General features: G+C 59.7%; 17 protein-coding genes. 5 read left to right on the forward strand and 12 right to left on the reverse strand.

The features are described from left to right. Nucleotides 1–34: 34 nt before the first annotated feature. Nucleotides 35–1,879: a VaFE repeat-containing surface-anchored protein gene (locus HMPREF1257_RS11650; protein WP_198010515.1), complete on the reverse strand. Its 1,845-nt coding sequence runs from the start codon at nt 1,877–1,879 to the stop codon at nt 35–37. Nucleotides 1,880–3,258: 1,379 nt separating this feature from the next. Between HMPREF1257_RS11650 and HMPREF1257_RS08845 the strand changes: the two genes are divergently transcribed. Then, on the forward strand, nt 3,259–3,705 hold the full coding sequence (locus tag HMPREF1257_RS08845) for a hypothetical protein (RefSeq protein ID WP_023024072.1): 447 nt from the start codon (nt 3,259–3,261) through the stop codon (nt 3,703–3,705). Between the two features lie 133 nt (nt 3,706–3,838). Here the strand turns inward: HMPREF1257_RS08845 and HMPREF1257_RS08850 are convergent, their stop codons facing one another. After that, nucleotides 3,839–5,131 carry an adenylosuccinate synthase gene (locus tag HMPREF1257_RS08850; RefSeq protein WP_023024074.1) on the reverse strand — a complete coding sequence of 431 codons (1,293 nt, stop codon included), beginning with the start codon at nt 5,129–5,131 and terminating at the stop codon, nt 3,839–3,841. Nucleotides 5,132–5,219: 88 nt separating this feature from the next. Between HMPREF1257_RS08850 and HMPREF1257_RS08855 the strand changes: the two genes are divergently transcribed. Continuing rightward, nucleotides 5,220–6,035, forward strand: a complete 816-nt coding sequence (locus tag HMPREF1257_RS08855; protein ID WP_034659594.1) for a hypothetical protein — start codon at nt 5,220–5,222, stop codon at nt 6,033–6,035. Nucleotides 6,036–6,127: 92 nt separating this feature from the next. On the opposite strand, the gene HMPREF1257_RS08860 is transcribed toward HMPREF1257_RS08855, so the two are convergent. Further along, nucleotides 6,128–7,342, reverse strand: coding sequence for an aromatic acid exporter family protein (locus HMPREF1257_RS08860; protein ID WP_034659557.1), 1,215 nt, complete (start codon nt 7,340–7,342; stop codon nt 6,128–6,130). Between the two features lie 178 nt (nt 7,343–7,520). On the opposite strand from HMPREF1257_RS08860, the gene HMPREF1257_RS08865 reads away from it, so the two are divergent. Then, nucleotides 7,521–8,579 carry an HNH endonuclease signature motif containing protein gene (locus HMPREF1257_RS08865; protein ID WP_232208556.1) on the forward strand — a complete coding sequence of 353 codons (1,059 nt, stop codon included), beginning with the start codon at nt 7,521–7,523 and terminating at the stop codon, nt 8,577–8,579. Between the two features lie 365 nt (nt 8,580–8,944). Here HMPREF1257_RS08865 and fbaA read toward each other — a convergent pair whose 3' ends face one another. The 8 genes from fbaA to HMPREF1257_RS08905 form a co-directional block, all read right to left on the reverse strand. After that, complete coding sequence (gene fbaA, locus HMPREF1257_RS08870) at nt 8,945–9,979, reverse strand: class II fructose-bisphosphate aldolase (protein WP_023024081.1); 1,035 nt, start codon at nt 9,977–9,979, stop codon at nt 8,945–8,947. Nucleotides 9,980–10,164: 185 nt separating this feature from the next. Continuing rightward, a complete protein-coding gene (locus tag HMPREF1257_RS08875; protein WP_023024083.1) occupies nt 10,165–11,370 on the reverse strand; it encodes a glycoside hydrolase family 76 protein in 1,206 nt (401 codons plus the stop codon). Nucleotides 11,371–11,423: 53 nt separating this feature from the next. Beyond that, nucleotides 11,424–12,203, reverse strand: coding sequence for a TrmH family RNA methyltransferase (locus HMPREF1257_RS08880; RefSeq protein ID WP_023024085.1), 780 nt, complete (start codon nt 12,201–12,203; stop codon nt 11,424–11,426). Further along, on the reverse strand, nt 12,184–12,738 hold the full coding sequence (gene pyrE, locus HMPREF1257_RS08885; protein WP_023024087.1) for an orotate phosphoribosyltransferase: 555 nt from the start codon (nt 12,736–12,738) through the stop codon (nt 12,184–12,186). Before pyrE ends, HMPREF1257_RS08880 begins: the two co-directional genes overlap by 20 nt. Before the next feature lie 75 nt (nt 12,739–12,813). Continuing rightward, nucleotides 12,814–14,625 (reverse strand): hypothetical protein, encoded by a 1,812-nt coding sequence (locus HMPREF1257_RS08890; protein WP_034659555.1) that lies wholly within the window; start codon nt 14,623–14,625, stop codon nt 12,814–12,816. Between the two features lie 70 nt (nt 14,626–14,695). Further along, nucleotides 14,696–15,553, reverse strand: coding sequence for a sulfurtransferase (locus tag HMPREF1257_RS08895; RefSeq protein WP_023024091.1), 858 nt, complete (start codon nt 15,551–15,553; stop codon nt 14,696–14,698). A gap of 44 nt (nt 15,554–15,597) precedes the next feature. Beyond that, nucleotides 15,598–18,153, reverse strand: a complete 2,556-nt coding sequence (gene clpB / locus HMPREF1257_RS08900; protein WP_023024094.1) for an ATP-dependent chaperone ClpB — start codon at nt 18,151–18,153, stop codon at nt 15,598–15,600. A gap of 298 nt (nt 18,154–18,451) precedes the next feature. Continuing rightward, the gene (locus HMPREF1257_RS08905; protein WP_023024096.1) at nt 18,452–19,828 is read right to left on the reverse strand and encodes a sodium/glutamate symporter; all 1,377 of its coding nucleotides are present in this window, start codon (nt 19,826–19,828) and stop codon (nt 18,452–18,454) included. 132 nt (nt 19,829–19,960) lie between these two features. Between HMPREF1257_RS08905 and HMPREF1257_RS08910 the strand changes: the two genes are divergently transcribed. Beyond that, complete coding sequence (locus HMPREF1257_RS08910) at nt 19,961–21,121, forward strand: NAD(P)-binding domain-containing protein (protein ID WP_034659554.1); 1,161 nt, start codon at nt 19,961–19,963, stop codon at nt 21,119–21,121. A 56-nt stretch (nt 21,122–21,177) separates the two neighbouring features. Continuing rightward, nucleotides 21,178–22,416, forward strand: coding sequence for a hypothetical protein (locus tag HMPREF1257_RS08915; RefSeq protein WP_023024099.1), 1,239 nt, complete (start codon nt 21,178–21,180; stop codon nt 22,414–22,416). Here HMPREF1257_RS08915 and HMPREF1257_RS08920 read toward each other — a convergent pair. Continuing rightward, entirely contained in the window at nt 22,413–23,228 is an 816-nt protein-coding gene (locus HMPREF1257_RS08920) for a carbon-nitrogen hydrolase family protein (RefSeq protein ID WP_023024101.1), read from the reverse strand. The genes HMPREF1257_RS08915 and HMPREF1257_RS08920 overlap by 4 nt on opposite strands.

The raw sequence follows: 23,228 nt of genomic DNA on the forward strand, positions 1-23,228 counted from the left end.
GACCTCATCAACAATCTCAGCACCAGCAACAACCTCATGCGAACCCTGAGCAAAAGACCTCATCAACAATCTCAGCACCAGCAACAACCTCATGCGAACCCTGAGCAAAATCAGCATTCGTCGAAATCTCCGGCTTTGCAGAAGTATCAGCAGGCTCCTCCGGCTTTTCCGAAGAAGTCGTGCTTGAAGGCTCAGTACTGGTCGTGGTCTTCGAAGAGGAGGTCTCCGAGTCCGATGGCTCCGAGGTCTCAGATTCCGAGCTGCTCTCCGTCGATGGTTCAGAGCTGTTGGACTCCGAGGTGCTTGGCTTCGAGCTTGTCGTTGAAGTCTCCGACGAAGACGACTCCGAAGGCTTGTTGTCCTTCTTAGAGTTTACGGTTTGGTCTTTGTCATTAATGTCCTTGTGCTCAGCAACATGGTTCGGCTTCTCAGCATCAGGAGTTTCCTCGCCCTTGGCATTAACCGAAGTAGAGGTCAACTCCTCGAAAGCAACCGCAGCCTTGACCGGATTCTTTACGTCACTGTCAACAGTGATTTCCACGTCAACCTTGCCAGCGGACTTCTTCGGGGTAAAGGTCTTTTCACCCTTACCAATCACAGACTCATCTGCCTTATTAACCAATTCCGCATTCAGGGTGTATTTCTTCCCTGGGACCAAGTCCTTGTACTTAACGGTATCGGTTACCTTAGCGCCGGACTTAACTGTCTCGCCCTTATCCAGCTTAGCCTTGGTGGCAATCTCTGGGTTCCAGACGGAATTTACGGTCTGTGCCTCGTCGCTCAAGTCCTTGTGCTCAGCGATGACATTCTTCTTGTCAGAATCAGAGGTGGACTTTCCTTCCGCATCAACCTCAGTAGACGTCAAGGTCTCAAAGGCGACTGCCGCGTCAATAGGCTTCTTAAGATCACTGTCAACAGTGATCTCCACGTCCACGTCACCGGAGGACTGTTCTGGAGTAAAGGTCTTCTTGCCCTTGCCGACGACCTGGTTGTCCCCAGCCTTATCCCTCAGCTCAGCCTCAAGAGTGTATTCCTTGTGCGGGACCAGATCTTCGTAGTGAACCGTGTCCTTTACCTTTGCGCCAGCAACAACCTGATCAGCATCGTCGGCAAACTCTGCCTTGGTGCGAATCTTTGGCTGCAACTTCTTCTCAGATGCACTAGTAGTTGGAGTCGATTCGCTAGGCTCAGTGCTTGGCTGAGTAGTGGATTGCTCCGTCGAAGGTTCCTCAGAGGAAGTGGTCTCCTCAGTCGAGGTCTCCTCATCGGAAGGTTGCTCTTCGGTGGAATTCGGAGTGGACTCTTCCTCCGTAGGCTCGTCTTCCGTGGTTTCTTCCTCAGAAGGTTGCTCGGGAGTCGTAGATTCTTCCGGCTGCTCCTCTTCGGTATCGGGCAGGCCCGGCTGATCCGGCGGCATCAAACGTTGAAACCTACCGGTAGCGCCTAATGAACCTTGCCCTGTTAAGCGCCCGTCAGGTCCCACTACGGTGATATAGGCATCTTCAGGAGCTTTGGGAACATCCACCCCAGACACAGGGACCAAAGGCCAACCTGCTGAATCTTCAACCGTGAAACCGGTGAGCTGGGTAAATTCTTCGAGACTACCATGGTAGAACCCCATGGTCTGTGCAAAAATATCGTTTAACTGTTCGTCAGCGGTTGGGGCAGTCATATACTCGTGCACGCGTTCTTGAACAGACGGATCACCAATTAAGGCACTCAAGTAAACTGAGTAGGTAGCTACCGTTGCCTTATCGCCTTGTTTATAGGCCTGTATCATCTTCGTGGCCACATTAATTGCAGCGTCACGACGCTCTTCGGGGATCTCCACCTTGCCAGCCTGATCAATATCGTAAAGTGCCCCATTTGTCCGATGCATCGGATGATATTTACCGATGTCGATACACCATGCCCAACCGGCATTGTTTTTCGGATTAGCCCAATTACGATATTTTCTAGCTTCCTTCGGCGGTTTTCCCGCCCAGACGAGCGAACCCCATTCAGGGTCTCCGCCGCTAATCTTTCCATTAGGGTTACCCAAATCATCATTAGCGGTGATATCAACCTGACCGCCCGATTCTTGAGCATTAGCCCCTGGAACTGTGACCATGGCAGCGATAACCGCAATAACAGCAAGCACTGCGGTTAAAACCGACCACCTTCCACGAGGGAAATCTCTCACTCCACTCATTTTTCCCCTTTTCGAAAGGACGAATTCTTACAACTTCCGACTGCACAACGGCTTTTTATCCGTGCAGAGTTTTAATATGAACTTGAACACACAGCAAGGAATCTCGGTTTACCAACCATTCAGATTGCCGCCATTCGTGCCTTTTGGAGAGTACCAATCCCTGACATTTAATGAAACAGATCCAAACTGTTAACGTTGATACATCTACTAATAGTTTTTATCGATCTATGGATAGAACATAAGGAACGCTTGGAGGAAAAACCTTCGACAAATAAACCTATGTTCGATATTCAATGCAGAGCGATTCGCCGCCCGAAGGAATATACACTGCGTGTTTTAACACAGTTACAGTATTTATTAACACTGTTAACACCAATATCCACGTTCAGCCTTTACACCATTAAGATTAAACGTGCAGATTTTTAAAACCCCCGTCACCAGGAAATTTGTAAATCGCATCTTCATGCTTCCCAGTCCTCTGACTGGCAACAGGAACATACTTCAGACGTCCATACGTTCGATTTTTCTACACTTCAGTCAGCCCGCAGCATAATCCAACCTTTCCCCAAGCACTGATCGAAGAAACTGATTTAAAGTTAAGAAAAATTTCATTTTGTTCGACACATCACATTCAAGACATACACCCGTTCAACAAAATTGCACTTTATAAAACCACGGTGCAGCGATAAAATGCGCCCAATACGGGTTCTCGAAAATCGCAAAGCAGAGCTATTTTCCAGCGTTCAATAGAAGAGTGGAGGCATCCCGATAGCTTACATTTAGATAATCTTAAGTTAATAGAAGTGAAGGATCTTGACCCAATACCGCCAGCCACGCTAGCTATGTTTCAAATCATCCGATCAAAGACCATTGATGCTTCTCACAGTTTGATTCAGTTAATGCAGGTCGAATAGGCAGATCTCACTCAGAGATATTCCATTTTAGTAATAGTGATTAAATTCTCTACTAATGGCGTTGTCAACAAGTTGAATTCCATATAGTTACTCGCCTTTTACGGTGCTAGTATTTTTATCGGTTTAAAACACTAACCCCAGAAAGGATCGGAAATGTCTATTCCTTCTTTTATTGCTAGCGCCATCGCTGCTGTACTGCCTCTAACTGGCAGCACCGGCCCAGTTGACGCCCAGGACCAGCTTGCTGAGCCAGAGGTAACCCAGACCGCTGACGCTGAGCAGTCCACTGACCAGTCCGATGAGCCCGGCGCTCACGCCGAAAAGGGCCGCATCACCGGTGACAAGGAAGATGTAATCAACGGAGACCAGGACTACTCTGCACCCATCCTGCAGAGCGGTAAGTTGGCTGTGCAGCGCGAACTTGCGCTCGCTACTGACGAGCTGGGCCACGAGTTCATGAACATCGACTTCAAGGACAACCACAGCGCACACCTGACCTTCCCGGAAACCTATAACCCGGATACTGACCAGGCAGCCGTGGACCGCGTGCTGGAAGCACTCAAGATCAACGGCTACGACAACCTGACCGCTGCTTACTAAGGCTGAACAGGCGTAGTCTCGGGGCTCCCCGAGGATCCTAAAGAAGGGGCGAGGTACCTCACCAAGGTACCTCGCCCCTTCTTACTTTTATGAGCTCGCGGCTAGGCGGAGCTCATCACAGTAAATACGTCCGTTACTGGTCTTTCATGACATCGTGGCGCACGATGGTCTGGTCGCGGCCAGGGCCGACGCCGATATAAGAGATGCGGCAGCCAGACAGCTCCTCCAAGCGCAGCACGTAATCCTGCGCCTTCTGCGGCAGCTCCTCGAAGGTAGTGCACTCGGAGATGTCCTCGTCCCACGCCGGCATGGTTTCAAAAATCGGCTCGGCGTGGTGGAACTCGGACTGGGTAACGGGCATCTCGTCGTAACGCTTGCCGTCAACGTCGTAAGCCACGCAGATAGGAATCTCACCAATGCCGGTGAGCACATCAAGCTTGGTCAAAAAGTAATCCGTAAAACCATTCACGCGCGTGGCGTAGCGAGCAATCACGGAATCATACCAGCCGCAGCGGCGCGTGCGGCCGGTGTTCACGCCAACCTCGCCGCCGGTGGTCTGCAGGTACTCGCCCCACTTATCAAACAGCTCCGTGGGGAACGGGCCGGCGCCCACGCGGGTGGTATAGGCCTTGATAATGCCCAGCGAGGTCTTAATCCGCGTCGGTCCAATGCCAGAGCCAACCGATGCCCCACCCGCAGTCGGGTTCGAGGAAGTCACGAACGGGTAGGTGCCGTGGTCAACGTCCAACATGGTGGCCTGGCCGCCCTCCATGAGCACATTCTGGCCATGAGCAAGCGCTTCGTTCAGTTCGAGCTCGGCGTCGATGACCATGGGGCGCAGGCGGTCGCGGTAGCTTAGGAAGTACTCCACAATCTGCTCAGCCTCGATGGCTTTGCGGTTGTACATCTTCACCAGCATCTGGTTCTTGATCTCCAGCGCGGACTCTACCTTCTGGCGCAGGATGGACTCGTCGAAAATATCCTGCACGCGGATGCCAATGCGCGCGACCTTATCGGCGTAGGTCGGTCCAATGCCGCGGCCGGTGGTGCCAATGGCGCGCTTGCCCAGGAAACGCTCCTGTACGCGGTCGAGGGTCTGGTGGTACGGCGCCACGAGGTGCGCATTCGCGGAAATCTTCAGCCGGGAGGCATTCGCCCCGCGCGCTTCCAGGCCATCAATCTCATCAAAGAGCGCCTCGAGGTTAATCACCACGCCATTGCCCAGCACAGGGGTGGCGTTTTCAGAAAGAATACCGGCGGGCAGGAGCTTCAGCTCGTATTTTTCACCGCCGACCACGACGGTGTGCCCGGCGTTATTGCCGCCGTTCGGCTTGACTACGTAGTCAACTTTCCCGCCAAGGATATCGGTAGCCTTGCCCTTGCCTTCGTCGCCCCATTGGGCGCCGACAATGACGATCGCTGCCATCTTTTAAGTCACTTCCTCATTATTGAAGCCAAAATACGCATTTACCTTACACTTTTCTGGCCGCAATAGCCCACGTAGCATGATGTGCATGCGTTTTTTGTTCCTCCGCTGCGGCGCCCCCGACGTTAATTTGCCCGCAGAGGCCTATGACCTTTCGGCCGTTCCTTCCCGCAAGGAGCTCTCGCTTATCGATGCCGCCGCCACCAACCTTCTCCCCCACGACCCCACGCCTTCGCTTGACGAGATCGCCGCGCAGCCCGATGTCCGCCACCTCGGCGCCCCTGCCGCCGCCCCGCAGGAGCCTTACCTGGAGGACCGCCTGCGCATCGTGGTTGCGGGCTCGGATTTGGCGCTGAACGCCGTCATCACCCGGCTCATGCGCGCCGATAACCTGTGGGCTGAGGTCGCGTTCATCCCCACGGGCGAGTCGGTCGCCGCCGCTAATTGGGGCCTGCCCGCCGTACCACAGGAGGCCCTCGAGCTCGCCCGCACAGCCCCGGTTCGCCCAGTGCCGCTCATCCGCAATGATTCTGGCCAGGCCGTCGCCGGCTCTGCGACCATCTCAGATTGGTCCAACGGCCCGCTTACCGGTGAGATCATCATCGATGATGACACCCTCGCCGCCTCCGGCCGTGGCACTTTTGGCGCGCGGCTGGTCCCCATGACCGATGCCCCGGGCATCCTGGCGGCCCGCGCAACCTCTCCAGTTGAGCCCGAAGGTCGCCTGCGCTCCCTGCTGCGCAAACCTGGTCGCCTCGACCCGGATTCCGTCCACACCGGCCGCGCGGTCCAGGCAGGCGGCCCCCAGCTGCGCGTGCTTGTCGATGCCATCCCCCACAAACGCCCCCTCACCCGCGTCACCTTCTACCGCCACCTGCGCGACCTCCAAATCGCGCGCCCCTAGTCCACCCTTCACAGCTAACGCCGACTTCCCTTGGCTCTTACCGCGGCCCCCGCACCGGCGCCCCGCTCGGCGGATATGCGGGCGGGGTCCTGCTAATTCTGCCCCTTCTGCTTATCTTTGCGTTCCCAAACCTCTGGCGGGAACGCCGGGTGCGTAGAGGTAGGAACCAGGTGCGCGACGGCAGACTCGCGCGAGAGTCCGCACACCATCAGCATGTCCACAACAATGGATCTCGTCTGCGCGAGAATCGTATACGCAGAAAGCGTCGCATCTTCTTCGATAAGATCCATGCCTGCTTGACCGCCCACGTAGCGCAGCCGCTGCACCAGCTCGGGTATCTCTATCGCCTCATCGTGGTCCCGCTTTTGCCGGCCGTACAGCTCTCCCACCGCGAGGATAATTTCTGATAGTTCCTCCAAGAGCTCTAACTGCTTCTCGGACACGGTATCGCCGTCTTCAGTAAGCACGAGCGCGCGGCGCGATAGCACCCGCACCCCACGCACCGCATTATCTACCGGCAACAAGATGCGCTCTAGGGACCGAATGCTCCTGCGCGAGGTCCACAAAAGCGGCGATACTTCCGATGCCTCCCTCCCCGATTGCGCCGCACTCAACAGCGTATTCACGTCATTTTGCGTGCCGCGCACCGCATCGCGGGCATCGCGAATAATCTCAGGATTGGTATCGCGGATGCCATGCGTGACGTCATTGAGAATGCTCGATGCAATCCGCAGCACCTTCGACACCTCGCGCCTTGCTTCCTTCAACGGCGAATTCGGGATCAGTGCAATCGTGATAAGCCCAATGCCGGAACCAATCATCGCGTCGATGGCCCGGTGCAGGCCACCTGGCCCCTCGGTCGGCGGAAAAATCGTGGCGATAAGGATGGAACCAAAAACAATCTGGTTGGACACCAGCGGCGATTTCGTAATAAAGGACCCCACCACCAGGCCTGCTCCTACAATGAACAGGATCTGGAATGGACCCTGCCCCACCACTTGGAAGAGCAAATCGCCCACGGCTACACCGACGATGCCGCCCAGCGACATCTCCAATGCCTTCTTCATCCTGTCCCCGCCCGAAAGCCCCAGGATGATAACCGCGGAAATAGGCGCGAAGAACGGCTGAGGATGCCCAAAGAGGGAGCTAGCCACCCAATACGCCAAAGCGGCACCGACGGTGGCCTGGATTATATAAACGAAGCGCGAACGGATGCGTTGCAGACGCGATAATACTGAACGGTCCACCACCCGCAGCATTTGCCTCGTTGAGACTCTTTGTTTCGCTTCCGACATGTCCTCCAGCATAGAAGAACGCTGTCTACCACCGCCCCCGAATACCCGCATCCCGGCCCGCGCCAGGTTGTGGATAACCCTGCTATATCTGCGTGACAGCGACCTCCGCAGCGCGAGAATTCCACAGATTCGCCGCTTCGCCTTACGTATCCATTGCCGCATACCCATGCCGCTTTTACGGTCAGGAGCCGTGAACACAGAATTTTTGCAACTTTGCCGTCGCGGTGTGGATCTCGTCGCCGAGTTTCAGGGATGCTCCGAACAGCAGCTCATCGAAGCCGGCGCCAGCCAACTCCTCGCCGCGCAACTCGCCCGCCTCCAGCACACATATTTCGGTCGTACCTCCAATAGCCGCAAGCAGCGCCTCGCCTGCGAGGCCGCTCGTTCTCGCGGCCACGACCTTGCCGTCCTTGAAAGCATCGAGTCTTTCACCCGCCGCGTGAAAGACACCAACCGCAGTTGGGATCTCCGCCTGGAGCTCTGCCGCGCAGAAGCTCACCTGATTCCAGCAATCGCGAAGAAGCGCCTCAAACAACTCAACCCCACCAAGCGGCCCTCCCACGGCGTCCGCTACACCCGACGCCCCGATGGACCCCACACCATCTCCATTACCGCGGATCCCACTGATATCGCGGATATCAAGGGCGTTCTCGCCTCCGTGGATAAGGAAAACCCGCTCGCCGCAGCTAAACAGGTCATCCTCGAGGGTAATCCCGGCGCGCTTCCCGCGGTGCATACCAACGTGATCATCACCCTTGACCAACTTGACCGCATCTCCGCTGGCCAGGGCGATGACATCATGCTTCAGCTTTCCAACGGCGCGCGCATGTCCGGCGCCCAGCTCGTCGCTCGCACCCTCGCCCAGCGTGGTTACGTCAGCTTGGTCCATCCTGAGCACGGCGCGGTAAACCTGTACCGCACCGAGCGCATGGCCAGCTGGAAACAGCGCATGCTAGCCCGCGCGGAACATCCCATTTGCGCTTGGCCCGGCTGCTCCACGCCTGCCGATGACGCCCAAGTCCACCACCTCACCGCCTGGGCCGCCGGCGGCCCCACAAACCAAGAAAACCTCGTAACGCTGTGTGCCCATCACAATGCGGTGAATCAAGATGATGACTCCCGCCCCACCGCACGCGGACGCATGGTTCGCATCAAGGGGCGCATCGCTTGGGTCCCGCCGTGGAGCGGTAATCCGCGCTTTATCCCCTCACCCGCCCATTCATCACGACCAACGAGGAGTTCTACCTAGCCCTCACCTGACCCACCCAGTGCGGCCGGTCTGCCTAGTCCGCTCCGGCCGGTCTGCCTAGTCCGCCTCGGCCACTGGGATTGCCGGGCCTGCCGTGTCCTCCCAGCCTGCCAGCCTATATTTCTGCCCAATCTCGCTCGTACACCTTGTCTGGCTGATCTGGCATACCTGCCTGCTCTGGCGCATCTCCGGCAAGACCCCGCCGCATCCTCGCACCCCGCAGACAGGCCCAGCGATAGGTCCAGAAATGGGACCAGAAATAGGAAAAGCCGCCTCCCGCACAGGGGGAAGCGGCTACTTCGTTGTGCCTACGGCGCGACCGCGCCTTCGGCTTCAGCTCAGCATGGAGCTGGTTAAGACTCGTCCTACTTGGCCGTGGTCTTGCCCACGGAGTGGAGGTCTTGGCATGCCTCGATGACGCGCTCGGACATACCCTGCTCTGCCTTCTTAAGGTAGGAGCGCGGGTCGTAGACCTTCTTGTTGCCTACCTCGCCATCAATCTTGAACACGCCGTCGTAGTTTTCCATCATGTGGCGAGCCACTGGGTTGGTAAACGCGTACTGAGTATCGGTGTCCACGTTCATCTTGATGACGCCGTAGCGCAGTGCCTCTTCGATCTTTTCCTTCTCGGAGCCGGATCCGCCGTGGAAAACGAAGTCAAAGGCGTGCTCGCCCTCGCTCAGTCCGAGCTTCTTCTGCGCAACCTTCTGGCCCTCCAGCAGAACCTCGGGGCGCAGCTTCACGTTGCCCGGCTTGTAGACGCCGTGCACGTTACCGAAGGTAGCGGCCAACAGGTAGCGACCCTTCTCGCCGGTGCCCAGTGCATCGATGGTCTTTTCAAAGTCTTCCGGGGTCGTGTACAGGTTATCGCCGGCCTTGGCCTCGACACCGTCTTCTTCACCGCCGACAACACCAATCTCTGCCTCGAGAATGATGTGTGCCTTCTTCGCCTTCTCCAGAAGCTCCTGGGCGATGACCAAGTTTTCATCGATCGGAATAGCAGAACCGTCCCACATGTGGGACTGGAAGAGCGGGTTCTCGCCGCGGTCGACGCGCTCCTGGGAAATAGCCATCAGCGGACGAACGTAATCGTCCAGAACTTCCTTCTGGCAGTGGTCGGTGTGCAGGGCGATATTGACGCCGTAGTGCTTCGCTGCCTCGTGTGCGAAGGCGGCTAGGGCCTGAGCACCTTTAACCTTGTTCTTGACCGCGAGGCCAGAGCCGAACTCTGCGCCACCGGTGGAGAATTGGATGATGCCGTCAGATTCTGCCTCGGCAAAGCCCTTCAGTGCTGCGTTGATCGTTTCAGACGAGGTGCAGTTGATGGCTGGAAATGCGAAGCCGTTCTGCTTCGCGGTGTCCAGCATCTGGTTATACGCCTCGGGGGTTGCAATTGGCATGAAATTCCATCCTTAAGTGGGATTGCGGTCAAACACGTTCCAACACCCAATTATGCCCACATTTCCGGAATCCCGCCGCAAAATTGGTGTGACATTTCCTGTGTTTACTACCCAACTCTCAAAAATGACGCGCCCCCCACACGACAAACCCCGCGCAAGGTGTTTAACAGCACGGTTAAACGCGGTTAATCGCGACCCGATGTTTTATGCAGGTCACGAGCCACCCGAGCACACGCCTCCAGAAGCATCCAACCAGACAGCTGCACGGATAGGTCGCGCTCATCCACGCGAATGATTCCCATCTTTTCACTCACGGTCGTGTGCCCGAAGCCGTAGTTGTGTGGAAGGCGGGCATCGGCAGTCCAGTCAGAGCCAAAAATTGGCAGGCCATCGACCTCGAGCCGGTGCTCCCACACGGATTCGGCAGACGCCACCACCATCCGGGTCGCCAGCTTCTTGGTGGCCCGGTTCGCGGGCGAGTCCCCGGGCAACCGCACGGCAACATCGGCAAGATAACGCATCAGAATGCCCTTAAACAGGCCGCCATCACCATCACCGGTCTCCCAATCCACGACGCCGGAGGGAGTCGCCATCCCGGAAGCAATAGCCTGCACTAGGCCCCGAATCTTAATGATGTAGCTCATCATCCCGGATGCCAGTTCGGCCTCGTAGACGCTGTCGATCTGCTCCAGCTTGCCGATGCTCGACTCCTCCCGCATCGCCAACACAATCTCCAGGCATGCCCCCAACATCACGCCTTGGCAGTACGGGTGGACTTGTTTGACAATTTCGGGGCCGTCCATGCGCATGCGCACGCCGTCCATAATGAAGCCATCTTCATTGACCAAGTTGTCGTAGACCCAGTCAACGATGCGGCGGGCCGCGGTGATATCGCCCATCCGCGCGAGCATGATGGCACCGGGGCCATTGGCCGGCACGTTCATGAAGTTCTCTCCGTCGCGCCACGGCAATATCCCCAGCGAGTCATCGAGGCCTTCGGTGATATTGCCCTGCAAAGACGCCAACGCCTTGGGCGATTTCATCTTCTTTACCTTGCCCACGCGCCCGAAAGCGAGGGCGAGCCAGGCTTTGTCATCGAAGTACTTATTCTTGGTCAGCTGCGCAAGATTCCGCACGCGAATCCCGCGCATGGTGTCAAGGATGCGCTGGCGGCGGGCCTTAGTATTCTTCCGCTCCGCCGCATCGACGAGGCAATCGAGGTAGTGCGCCTGCCACCAGTAGTGCCAGTGCACGAGGAGTTTTTCTTTCGTGGTGGGCGGCCAGCTGACGATGGCGAGGTTGGTTCGCGGCAGGCCCCATACGGAATGCGCATGGCGCTCATCAATGGCGGTTTCCGCGAGTTCGGCGCGGTGGGCCCACTTTTCTTCCACGATTTCTTTATCACTCCAGTAGCAAGGTTTATTACAGTTAGTGTAACGGTCTCTTACCAGGAATTGTGCAGATCGGCGTGCTGCCGGATCCAAGTATGCATGGCGATGCCCGCGGCCACGCCCGCGTTGATGGACCGCGTAGAGCCAAATTGCGCGATGGAGCAGGTCATCAGGGCGGCATCTTGCGCGGCGGCGCTGACGCCGGGGCCTTCTTGCCCGAATAGCAGCAGGCTGCGTTCCGGCAGTTCGGCGGTTTCGAGGGGCACGCAACCGGGGGTGTTATCAATGGCCACGACCGTCAGGTCTTCCTCGGCTGCCCAGGCAATGAGCTTATCGACGCTCTCATGATGCCGCAGATGCTGATACCTATCTGTCACCATGGCACCGCGGCGGTTCCACCGGCGCCGCCCCACAATGTGGACGGTATCGACGGCAAAGGCGTTGGCGGTGCGCACGACGGTGCCGATATTGGCGTCATTTTCAAAGTTCTCGATGGCGATATGCAGGCTGTGCCGCCGCTTATCGATATCCCCCTTAATCGCCTCCCTTCGCCAATACCGATACGCGTCGACGACATTGCGCCGGTCGCCCTCGCGCAGGAGCTCCGGATCGTATTTGTCCGCCTCCGGGCCTTCCGGCCAGGGACCTTCCCAGGGCCCCACGCCGTGGCGGCCCTCGTTCCATTCGGTCGGACCCTTCGCCTCCTCGGGCTGCTCTCGCTGCTCTCGCTGCTCTCGCTGCTCCTGCTGCTCTGGTTGCGCAGAACTCTCGGCCTGCCCAACCGGATCCGCCTGGCGTGCCTGGTCCACCTCGTTACGCGAGCCCAAGGTCATCCAAGCCAAGCAAAGAACGGTACTCAAGGCCCTCGGCCGAGATGACGTCCTCGGCGCCGGTAGCGCGGTCAACGACGGTAGCCACACCGACCACCTCTGCTCCAGCCTCGCGCAATGCGGCGACTGCCGTGAGCGGCGAGTTGCCGGTCGTGGTGGTGTCCTCGACCACCAGCACCTTCTTTCCGGTCACATCCGCGCCCTCGATGCGGCGCTGCATGCCGTGCTTTTTAGCTTCCTTGCGTACGACGAAGGCGTCGATATCGCGGCCCTCGGCATGCATGATGGAGGTCGCTACCGGATCCGCGCCAAGGGTTAGTCCTCCCACGGCCGCGAAATCCCAATCGGCGGTGAGCTCGCGGAGCAAGGACCCGATGAGGCGGGAGGCTTCGTGGTGCAAGGTCGCACGGCGCAAATCAACGTAGTAATCGGCCTCTTTGCCCGAGGACAAAGTCACCTTGCCGTGCACAACGGCAAGCTCCTTGACCAGTTCCGCGAGGCGCTTTTTCTTGTCTTCTTGCAGTTGCACTTCAGTCATCGCATTGCTCCTTCTTTAGAGATTTTCGGCACATGAGGAAAGTCCTGGCTACATGGGCCAACGCAACATTCTAGGCTACTCCCCCTGCTGTGGCCCGGAATCGTCACGGCGGTCTGTATCCTCTTTCTCCCGTGCAGCGGCCGGGCCACTGGCGTCTTGGGAGCTGCCTCGAGAAGAATTTCTGGTTGAGCCGGTGGACGAGTCTTTGGCCGCGTCACCGAGGTCGTCACCAAAAGCATCATCGGAAGCGTCGTCGAAGATGGAAGCCTCCCCGAATTGCTGGCGCGGCAGGCGGGCGGTACCTGAGTCGGGGGTGGGGCGTTCATTGCCATCGGCAATGGCATCGACCTCGTCGGCCCCAATCGCCGTGTGCTCAACTGGGCCGCGGGTCTCGGAGTACGTGCGCGAGGGCATATCCAACGGTTCCTCCGGCCGCTGGATGATCGGCCGGGAAAACTCCGGCTGCCCCGCCGACGCTGTTCCACCCACCGCATCTACCGCAGGCGCGGCGGGGATTTCCCTGGCTGGGTCCAAGTCCTCAAGGTGGATGGTATGCACGGAGGAGGAACGGGGCGGAAGGACGCGGGAGGCATCAGCAAGTAAAGCCAGGGGCGGCAGCATTGCCTCCCAATCCGCGGTGCGCGAGTGCTTGGTGGTTTGTGCCAAAACCCATTCGGTTTCCAGCCACAGCGCCGAGACCACCTCCGGCATGCGTTGCAGCGCGATGCGCACGCGTTCGTCTACCATCCGCTCCGTCACACCGCGATCGGAGGAATATACATCGAAACCCTCGATGCGCATGGCCAATAGCAGGTCCTCGGACATCTCGGCCTCTTGACTTTCGAAGCGCTGAAAATCAACGACCACATCCGATGCCGCTCCCGTCCGCATCGCCATCACATTGACGCCGTCAATATCCATCAGCAACATTTCGTGGCCATACACGTTGCCGGCAACGATGTCTTTCGGCGCGGCGCCGGAGGAGGCCACTCCCCTTGTCCATTCATCGACAAGGTACTGGTCCGACTTCATGTACTCAAAACCCCGGGTCTCCGCCCAGTTCTTGCGCTCCCGACGAATGGTGCCAGGGATAAGCGGCCGCGGCCGCCCTACCGGCTTAGGCTTTGCGTGACCTTCCGGTGGCTCTTCAGTCCCCTCTTGGCCTGCCTCTTCGAGGGAGTTATCCGCACCCGATTCCGTTTCTGCGTCTGAGTCCGCATCCTGGTTAATGTCAGAATCTGCGCCAGCTTCCGACGTCTTTTCTGTGTTGCCTGCAGTGTTGGCACGGACAGCACTGCCAGTTCTGCCGACATTGTCGGAGCTGTTGACGCTGTCAGAACCGGATGCGGGTGCTGCTGCATTGGTGTCGGAGGTAGAGGCAGCAGTGGTTGCGGTGGAGGCGTCGCCTTTTACAACGCCATTATCTGAAACAGCCTCGGAGTCGTTAGCGCTGGCTTCGTCGCTGGCATTGGCGTCACTGGCGCTATCCTCACTCGCCCTGTCGTCACCGCTGCGGTCCGAATCGCCTACCGTGCGATGGTGGCGGCCTGAAGAGCGAATGGAATCAGGATCGGATTCAACATCGGGGGACGGCGAGTACTTCGCCTCGAAACCGGGGTGGGCCTCAGTACTGCCTTCGCTCTCAGGATCTGTAACGGCCTCAGAGCCTGCGGCGTCTTCCGCATCCTCTTCAGTTTCCTCTTTAGTTTCGGGGCGTGCGTGGGAAGGCGCATCCTGGTCTTCCCAGGTGTCCCAGTCTTTCCGGTCGCGCTGGGATGCAGTATCACGCTGGGCATCGGCTGCGCGCTGCGTGCGGTCGTAGTACAGCAAGAAGCCACCGGCGATGCCGAGCACGAGTGCGAAAATCAGGAGTAAAGAAGCCATCATCTCCCGATAATAATAGGTACCGGCACCCCACGGTGCCGGTACCAGTCGAAGTCGGAGCGATTAATTGGAATTAATCGTCAACCGAAGTCCTATCCCCGCGTTCCACCGGGTTGGTCGGGTCTGCAGACCACTGCGACCAGCCGCCGATGTAGTGGCGCAGGCCGGTAAATCCTGCGTCCTCCATCGCCGCGAGTGCCAGGGCGGAGTGGTTGCCCGAGCCGGAATAGATGATTGCGTCCTTGGTGTTTTCCTGGGTCAATCCAGCCGCGGCCAGCACCTCACGGATTTCATCCGGGGTCTTCAACGTGCGCACCCCATCGTTGTGGAAGAGACGCTCGGGAACATTGACCGCACCGGGGATGTGGCCCGCCTTCAAGTCCAGGTTCTCGCGGCGGCCGGCAAAGCGGTTGCTCGAGCGGGTATCGATGAGCACACCCTCATGCTTGCGGACGTCATCAATCGTAGCGGTAGGCAGCTGACCGGGAGTGACCTCAAACTTCGAGCCGACCGCGATATTGCCCGGGCCCGTCAGGGTTTGGTAACCGTGCGCGAGCCAGTTTGCCAGACCGCCATCGAGGATGCGCACATCAGTCAGGCCTGCCCACCACAGCGTCCACCACGCACGACCGGCAAAAAGCCCGCGGCCTTCGTCATAGACCACTACGGGGCGGTCTTCCTGCAGGCCCCAAGAGCGGATCCAGGCTTGCAGCTTATCTTCGTCAGGCAGCGGATTGCGGCCATTGCGCGGGCCAGGAAGGCCGACGAAGGCCGCGCCGGTATCGCCAAAAAGTGCAGTGGGAATGTGCAGAGAAGCAAAATCGATGAAGCTCTGGCCCGTCTTGGGCTGCCAGTGGGTGCCGAGGAGGGTGAAACGATCGCCGTGGTAGATGGATTCTTTGAGTTCCTGCGGGGAAACTAAAATGCTCATGCCTTCCAGTCTAAAGGCATGAGCATTATTTTTCGCCCGGTAATTTAGCGAGCGGAAATGTCCAGCTCCGCGCCGCCATCGGCGACGTCAACGTGGACGGTATCGCCATCGGCAATATCGCCAGCCAGAAGCTTCTTCGCCAGCTTGTCACCGATAGCCTGCTGGATGGTCCGGCGCAGCGGGCGGGCACCGTAGGCGGGGTCATAACCGCGGTCGGCCAACCAGGACTTGGCGGAATCGGATACCTGCAGCGTCAGGCGGCGGGCCTCCAGGCGCTCGGTAAGACCGCGCAGCTGGATGTCCACGATGCCGCGCAGCAGTTCCTCCGACAACGGCTCGAACATCACCACATCATCGAGGCGGTTGATGAATTCAGGCTTGAAGGCCCTCTTCACGGCCTCCATGGTCTCGTCCTTCGTACCACCGGCGCCCAGGTTGGACGTCAAGATGATGACGGTATTGCGGAAGTCGACGGTGCGACCCTGGCCATCGGTAAGCCGCCCCTCATCCAGGACCTGGAGGAGGACGTCGAAGACGTCGGGGTGGGCCTTTTCCACTTCGTCGAAAAGCACGAGCGTATAAGGCCGACGCCGCACGGCCTCGGTGAGCTGACCACCAGCCTCGTGGCCGACGTATCCCGGAGGGGCACCGACAAGCCGGGAGACGGAGTGCTTCTCGCCGTACTCGGACATATCGATGCGCACCATGGCGGATTCATCATCGAAGAGGAAGTCCGCCAGCGCCTTAGCCAGCTCCGTCTTACCCACGCCGGTAGGGCCGAGGAAGAGGAAGGAGCCGGTCGGGCGGTTCGGGTCAGCCACGCCCGCGCGGGAGCGGCGCACGGCATCGGAAACGGCGGTGACGGCCTCGCGCTGGCCGACGACCCTCTTGCCCAACACCGATTCCATGTTCAGCAACTTCTCGGTCTCGCCCTGCAGCATCTTGCCGGCGGGAATGCCAGTCCACGCGGAGACGACCTCCGCGATGGTATCCGGGCTGACCTCCTCATCCAGCATGGTATTGCGCTGGGCGGCGGCCTTTTCCTCGGCTGCTGCCAGGTCCTTTTCCAGCGGCGGGATCTTGCCGTAGTTGATTTCGGAAGCTAGGGCGAGGTCGCCGTCGCGCTCGGCAATTTCTGCTTGGCGGCGGAGATCGTCGAGCTCTTCCTTAATATCCTGCACGTCATCGATGGCCTTCTTCTCGTTGGCCCAGCGCGCCTTGAGCTCGCCGAGCTTTTCGCGCTGGTCCGCGAGCTCGCCTTGCAGGGCGGCCAGGCGGTCCTTGGAGGCGGCGTCGGATTCCTTCTTCAGCGCGAGCTCCTCGATCTCCATGCGGCGAACGATGCGCTCGAGCTCATCGATTTCCTGCGGCGAGGAGTCGATTTCCATGCGCAGGCGGGAGCCGGCTTCATCGACTAGGTCGATGGCCTTGTCCGGCAGGAAGCGGTTGGTGATGTAACGGTTCGATAGCTCCGCCGCAGACACCAAGGCGGAGTCCATGATGCGCACGCCGTGGTGCACCTCGTAGCGCTCCTTGAGCCCGCGCAGGATACCGATGGTGTCTTCTACGGACGGCTCTGCGGCATAGACCTGCTGGAAACGACGCTCGAGGGCGGCGTCCTTTTCGATGTACTTGCGGTACTCATCCAGCGTGGTGGCACCGACGAGGCGCAGCTCGCCGCGGGCCAGCATGGGCTTAATCATGTTGCCGGCATCCATGGAGCCTTCGCCGGTAGCGCCGGCGCCGACGATGGTGTGCAACTCATCGATGAAGGTAATGATTTCGCCCTCAGATTGCTTGATTTCATCCAGCACAGCCTTAAGGCGCTCTTCGAACTCGCCGCGGAACTTGGCGCCGGCGACCATGGAACCGAGATCCAGGCTGATAAGCGTCTTGCCCTTTAGGGACTCAGGGACGTCGCCAGCCACGATGCGGCGGGCCAGGCCCTCAACGATCGCAGTCTTGCCGACGCCCGGTTCACCAATCAACACCGGATTGTTCTTCGTCCTGCGCGAAAGCACCTGGACGACGCGCCGGATTTCCTGATCGCGCCCGATGACCGGGTCGATCTTGCCCTCGCGTGCCCGCGCGGTGAGGTCGGTGGCGTACTTTTCCAGGGCCTGGAATTGGTCCTCCGGGTTCTCCGAGGTCACCTTGGCGGCCCCGCGCACGGAGGGGAAGGCGCCCTTGATGGCGTCGTAGGTTGCGCCGCGGCCGGTCAGCAACTCGGCGGCGTCGGTCTTCGAACCGGCGATGGCGGCGAGGAGGACTTCGGTGGACACAAACTCATCGCCAAGCTCGCCCGCCAATTCCTGCGACTTGGTCAGTACGTTTAAGCCATCCCGGTTGAATTGCGGGTTGGACATATTGGCACCCTCGGCGCTGGGATAAGAGTTAACCAGCTCGCGCGCTTCTTTCAGCACGGTATCCGGGTCAACGCCGGTGGCCTTGAGCACTGGCGCGGCGATGCCGCCTTCCTGCCCAAGGATGGCCGCCAGCAGGTGCGCCGGGCGGATATCCGGGTTGCCATTCGCGGAAGCGGTCTGCAGGGCTTCCTGCAGAGCCTCTTGTGTTTTGGTGGTGGGGTTAAAAGAACTCATGTGTACGTTTCTCCTTCTAAGATTTATTCGTCCATTTTAAGGATTCACTAGGTATAACGCACATAAAGTTGAGCCTATTCCACTCAACCCAAATTTTTTGAGTCCCCCCGGCTCAACTTCCCGTTTTCTGCCACAACAGCCCTCCCGAAGCCCGGCCGCCCCAAGAGTGGAGAGCACGGTGTAATCGAGGTGGGGCTGAAAGGGGCATCGGCAAGCAAGCGAATTGGCGGCACGCCAAAGCCGGGCCGCCACAGCAGAAGTGTGGGAGCCCGGCTTGCACAGAGTGAATTTGTGAAGGCTAGGTTTCTTGTTTCTGGCCCACGTGGCCAATGCCCTCTTTGAAAATCGTGCCGCGCGGCGGAAGCAAGCCCATGAATTTGAACGTCAAGTACACGCCGATGGAAATGGCCAGCGAGACGGCACCGAACGCGCCGGTAAACCCGTACATCACGGCCATCGGCGCGATGATGGTCCACGAAATCTCGAACGGGCCGAAGCCGATGTAGGCCATGCCGTATTCGGAAAGCGTGCCGGACTTCAGCTTCGGGTCGACGATCTTGAGCACGGCGATGCCGGTAGCCACGGTGGCCGTCGCCCAACCCCAGCCGAAGATACCGCGCTCGATCCAGCGCTCGCCAAAGAACTCGGCGGGGAACCACATCAAGAAGAAGGTACAGAAGATGGTGCCCAGAATGAACAGAACGAGCAGCGCCTGCCAGTAGGAAGCGATAGCGGCAGGAACGATGGCGGCCACGCCGAAGGCGATGAGGTAATCGGTAGCGGCACCGGAGATGGAGGATACGGAATCCTTATCCAGGTAGTCCTCGGCGCCGACGAAGTTCATGATGGCGCGAAAGAGGAGACCGATAACCATGGACATCGCAAAGAGCGGGACGGAAACGTTTTCCCAAATGCTGGAAATACCCTGATTGACGCCATAAGCCGTCATGACCGTGAGAATGATGAAGCCGAAGTGCAGCGCGAGCGGCTCGATGGAAGAAGGGTTGGTGGTCGCGCGGCCGAGAGAGGGGCGATCATCGAGGTTCTTAATGTAGCCGCGGCGAATCTCCTCAGGCAGTTCCTTGGGCACGTAGGACACCTTGCCCTTGCGGATGCCCCAGTTACCAGCGATGACACCGCCGATAATCGCGGCCAGCGTGCCGACGGTCGCAGACGTAAAGCCCAGGGACGCTGCCGCATCGGCGCCGACGCCCTCCAGCGCGCCACCCACAGCGGCGGCCGTGCCGAAGCCACCGGTAAAGCCAACCGGCAGCATCATGCCGAACCAGTTGGGGGTATCAAAGACTGGGGCGAAGAAGAGCAGGCCGAGCACGATGAAAAGGCCCCACTGGCCGGTAAACATCATGGTGGAATAGCCCCACATATTGCGCGCGCCCTTGCCCATGTTGCCGCCAACCTCCATGGAATACGCCATCGAGGCAAAGACCACGGCGATGAGGATGGAGGTGTAATCGCCGAGGTTATCGGAGAAGTTGATCCAACCCAGCACGTTGGGCCCGACCAGCAGACCAAGCAGGCCGGCGGTGATGGGGGCAGGCAGCAATAAGTCCTGGAAGATGAACTTCACTTGGTGGCGCAAAATATTGCCGATGACCATGAGTAAGGAAATCCAACCCACGTCCAGCATGAGCGTATAAGCGGAAAAATCTTCCATGGGAATCCTTTCTAGCTGTGCAATTATGGCAGGCTGCTCACGAGTAGCGAGCGCGCAGATAAAAAGTACATTACCTATCATGTAGTGAGCCACAACATAAGGCGGATTTTTCACCCCCGCTACAATGGCACGGTGGAGCACTACCTCAGCATCATCATCGGCGCGGGCCAGGCAGGCTTGGCAACTGCCCAGCAGCTCACTTCCCGCGGCCTTATCCCCGCCCAAGACTTTTTGCTTATCGATGCCAACCCCGCCCCCGGCGGCGCCTGGCGTCACCGGTGGGATTCCCTGACACTGGGCAAGGCCCATAACATCGCGGATCTGCCGGGCATGCCCGCCCCGCTTGCCGATGCCTCCTCCCCCGCCTCCCACGTAGTCGCCGCCTACTACGGCGCCTACGAGGACAAGTTCCAACTCCGTCCCTACCGCCCGGCGCGCGTCCGCAGCGTCCGTGCCCTGCCCAGCGCGCACGGCACACACGGCGCGCGCAATCCCCGCGGCACACGCGGCGCATTCCTCGTGACGTTGGAGTCCGGCGAGCAGTTTTCCGCGGACACCATCGTTAACGCCACCGGCACGTGGGATAGGCCGTATATTCCTTATATTCCGGCCATCAGCAGTTTCGGCGGGCGCCAACTGCGCACTAAGGATTATTCGGCGGCGGAGGATTTTGCAGGCCAGCACGTGTTGGTCGTTGGCGGTGGGCTATCCGCGGTGCAGTTCTTATTGGAGCTTGAAGGCATCGCGCAAACCACTTGGGCCACGCGGCGAGCACCGGATTTTACGGATACGGAGTTTGATAAGCAGTGGGGCTTGGATGTGGAAAAGAAGGTCCGCGAGCGGGTCTTTAGCGGAAATCCTCCAGCCTCGGTGGTCTCGACCACCGGGATTCCGCCCTGGCAGGAATACCTGGATGCGGTCGAACGCGGCGTTCTGGTCTCGCGCGGCATGTTCGAAGCCATCGATGCGACCGGCGTGCGGTTTGGCGAGTCTGCGAGCGGTGAGGTGGCGGGGGCATCGGAAAGCGTGGCGGCATGGCAGCCGTATCCGGCGGGCATGCACTTGGCGGTGGACGTCATCTTTTGGAATACCGGTTTCCGCCCGGTGCTGGACCACCTGGCGCCGTTGCGATTGCGCTCACGCAAGGGCGGGATTGTCATGCGCAACGAGGTCTCACCTGTCGCGAACCCGCGGGTTTTCCTCGCCGGATATGGATCGACCGCTTCGACGGTGGGGGCGACGCGCGCGGGGCGCTTGGCGGCGCGCGAGGTTATCAAGGTGCTGGGACTGTAGCGCGGGGCGATAATGCGCACGCTAAAAGGCAGGCAAGCACACTAGGATGGGAAAACATGTGGGAATTGGGCGAGCACTTCCGGAAGTACGCAGACGACTACCGCGATGCGGTGCATGAGCAGTTTTTCCTCATGGTGCCGGAGGCGCGGCAGGTCTTTTCCCTCTCTATGCAGGACACCCACCGGTCCATGGTGCACGCACTAGCATGGGTGATTGAACACGCAGAGCCCAGCAGCGCCGGCGCGAAGGCAGGGTCCGGGGTTGGGGCTGCGCTGCCCGAGGACGTACGGGAGAAGATCGCGCAGCTTGGCCGCGATCACCGCAGGCACGGCTTCCCGGCCGAGGTGTACGCGCGGTTCGAGGAGGCGCTCATCAAAGGCCTGCGGGTATTGGCGCTGACGCGGTACCAATACGACTTCGCTTGTGCCGTCATCCACCAGGTTTGCGAGGAAATGGCCAGTGCGGCGCGCGAGGCGGACCTGGCTGGGGAGGCGCCGGCGTATTCGGGGCAGGTGGTCGCGGTGGAGCGGCCGACGCGCGAAACCGCGGTCATTCGCGTCGTGGCGGGCATGCCCGCCACCTTTGAGCCGGGGCAGTATTTCCCCGTCACCACCCAGTACCTTCCCGGCCAGTGGCGCATGCTCACCCCAGCCCAGCCAAGCGATGCCACCGGCCAGCTGGTCTTCCACGTCGCCGCGGTGGGCGAGGCTTCGCGGTCGCTTGCGCATACCAAGCCGGGTGATTGGTGGACTTTGGGCCGGCCCACCGGGTCCATCTGGCAGGACCTGCGCGCGTTGCGCGGGGGCAGGCTGGTCATCGTGGCCTATGGCACCGGTTGGGCGGCGGCGCGGTGCTTGGCGCTGGCGGCCCGCCAGGCCGCGGATGCGGGCGAGGAGGGACTCGCGAAGAACCTGGACCTGCAGATTTTTGCCGTTGCGGATAGCCCCGGCGCGCACTATGACACGCATTTCCAGCAGAACCTTGCGGCCCTCTACCCCGATCTCAACCTGCGCCGCATCATCCGGCAGGAAAACGACCCGTGGTTGCTGGGGGCACGGCCGCTTGCCGATGCCGCCACCCACACCCTCTCCCCCGACCCGACCGATGTAGTAGTCAACGAGGTCGAGTTATCCACAGGCACACCCACTTACTTCGCCCTCTTCGGCAGCGCCGAGGAGGTAGCGGAAGGAAGGAGGGGGTTGGAGAAAAGGGGCATCGGCAAGCAGTGGATCTTAAGCCACAGCTGGGGCCGCGACCGGGAGTGGCTGCCGAAGGATTATGCGGCGCAGTCTTAGTCGTTAAGTTCTAGCACCGGCAGGGAGCGGCGCGTCTTCGCTACTTCTTGCGGGTCGATATCGGCGTAGAGGATTTCGTCTTCGTAGCCGGCCTCGGCCACGCGCACGCCGTTGGGATCGACGATGGTGGAGTGCCCGATGCCGGTCGGGCCCGAGGGGGACCCGGCCTCAGCGTTGCCGCCTGGGCGGGATTGTCCCGCGGCGAGGATATAGCTGGTGGAATCCAGTGCCCGCGCCGCCGTGAGCAGGCGCCACTGCTCCAGCTTGCCGGGGCCATCCGCCCAGCTGGTGGGCACGACGATGAGCTGTGCGCCCTCGCGCGCAAGCTCCTTGAACTGCTCCGGGAAGCGGATATCGTAGCAGACCACGACGCCGACGGTAAGGTCATCGACGTCAAAGGTCACCAAGGATTCCCCGGGCTGCACCGTATCGGATTCGCGGTAGTCAAAGGCATCGTAGGTGTGGATTTTCTCGTAGCCGCCCAGCACGCCTGGGCCTGCGACGAGCGCGGTATTGGATACGCGGTTGATGGTCTTTTCCTCGCGCTCGATGGTATCGGCTGGGCAGAACATGCCGACGACCACGGTGACCTCCAATTCCTCCGCCGCTTCCTGTATCGCGGTGGCGAACGGGCCTTCGAGGTTCTGCGCCTGCTCGTCTAGGCGGCCCGAGCGGAAGTTCTGCGAGGTGGCCTCGGGCAGCACGATAAGGCGTGCGCCCGCCGCCGCGGCCTCGCGGATTTTATCCAGGGCGAGTTCTTGGTTTTCCTCGATGCTGCCGGTGGAGGTCAATTGCACTGCTGCTACTTTCAT

Origin of the sequence: Corynebacterium sp. KPL1814, from assembly GCF_000478175.1 — a bacterium.
Taxonomy (GTDB): domain Bacteria; phylum Actinomycetota; class Actinomycetes; order Mycobacteriales; family Mycobacteriaceae; genus Corynebacterium.

Excerpts from the sequence above, each read along its gene's own strand:
- fbaA (WP_023024081.1), bottom strand. The coding sequence starts at position 9,979 with ATGCCAATTGCAACCCCCGAGGCGTATAACCAGATGCTGGACACCGCG.
- HMPREF1257_RS08890 (WP_034659555.1), bottom strand. The coding sequence starts at position 14,625 with ATGATGGCTTCTTTACTCCTGATTTTCGCACTCGTGCTCGGCATCGCC.
- HMPREF1257_RS08880 (WP_023024085.1), bottom strand. The coding sequence starts at position 12,203 with ATGACCTTGGGCTCGCGTAACGAGGTGGACCAGGCACGCCAGGCGGAT.
- pyrE (WP_023024087.1), bottom strand. The coding sequence starts at position 12,738 with ATGACTGAAGTGCAACTGCAAGAAGACAAGAAAAAGCGCCTCGCGGAA.
- HMPREF1257_RS08895 (WP_023024091.1), bottom strand. The coding sequence starts at position 15,553 with ATGAGCATTTTAGTTTCCCCGCAGGAACTCAAAGAATCCATCTACCAC.
- HMPREF1257_RS08855 (WP_034659594.1), top strand. The coding sequence starts at position 5,220 with ATGCGTTTTTTGTTCCTCCGCTGCGGCGCCCCCGACGTTAATTTGCCC.
- HMPREF1257_RS08915 (WP_023024099.1), top strand. The coding sequence starts at position 21,178 with ATGTGGGAATTGGGCGAGCACTTCCGGAAGTACGCAGACGACTACCGC.
- HMPREF1257_RS08920 (WP_023024101.1), bottom strand. The coding sequence starts at position 23,228 with ATGAAAGTAGCAGCAGTGCAATTGACCTCCACCGGCAGCATCGAGGAA.
- HMPREF1257_RS11650 (WP_198010515.1), bottom strand. The coding sequence starts at position 1,879 with ATGCATCGGACAAATGGGGCACTTTACGATATTGATCAGGCTGGCAAG.
- HMPREF1257_RS08860 (WP_034659557.1), bottom strand. The coding sequence starts at position 7,342 with ATGCTGGAGGACATGTCGGAAGCGAAACAAAGAGTCTCAACGAGGCAA.
- HMPREF1257_RS08850 (WP_023024074.1), bottom strand. The coding sequence starts at position 5,131 with ATGGCAGCGATCGTCATTGTCGGCGCCCAATGGGGCGACGAAGGCAAG.
- clpB (WP_023024094.1), bottom strand. The coding sequence starts at position 18,153 with ATGAGTTCTTTTAACCCCACCACCAAAACACAAGAGGCTCTGCAGGAA.
- HMPREF1257_RS08845 (WP_023024072.1), top strand. The coding sequence starts at position 3,259 with ATGTCTATTCCTTCTTTTATTGCTAGCGCCATCGCTGCTGTACTGCCT.
- HMPREF1257_RS08905 (WP_023024096.1), bottom strand. The coding sequence starts at position 19,828 with ATGGAAGATTTTTCCGCTTATACGCTCATGCTGGACGTGGGTTGGATT.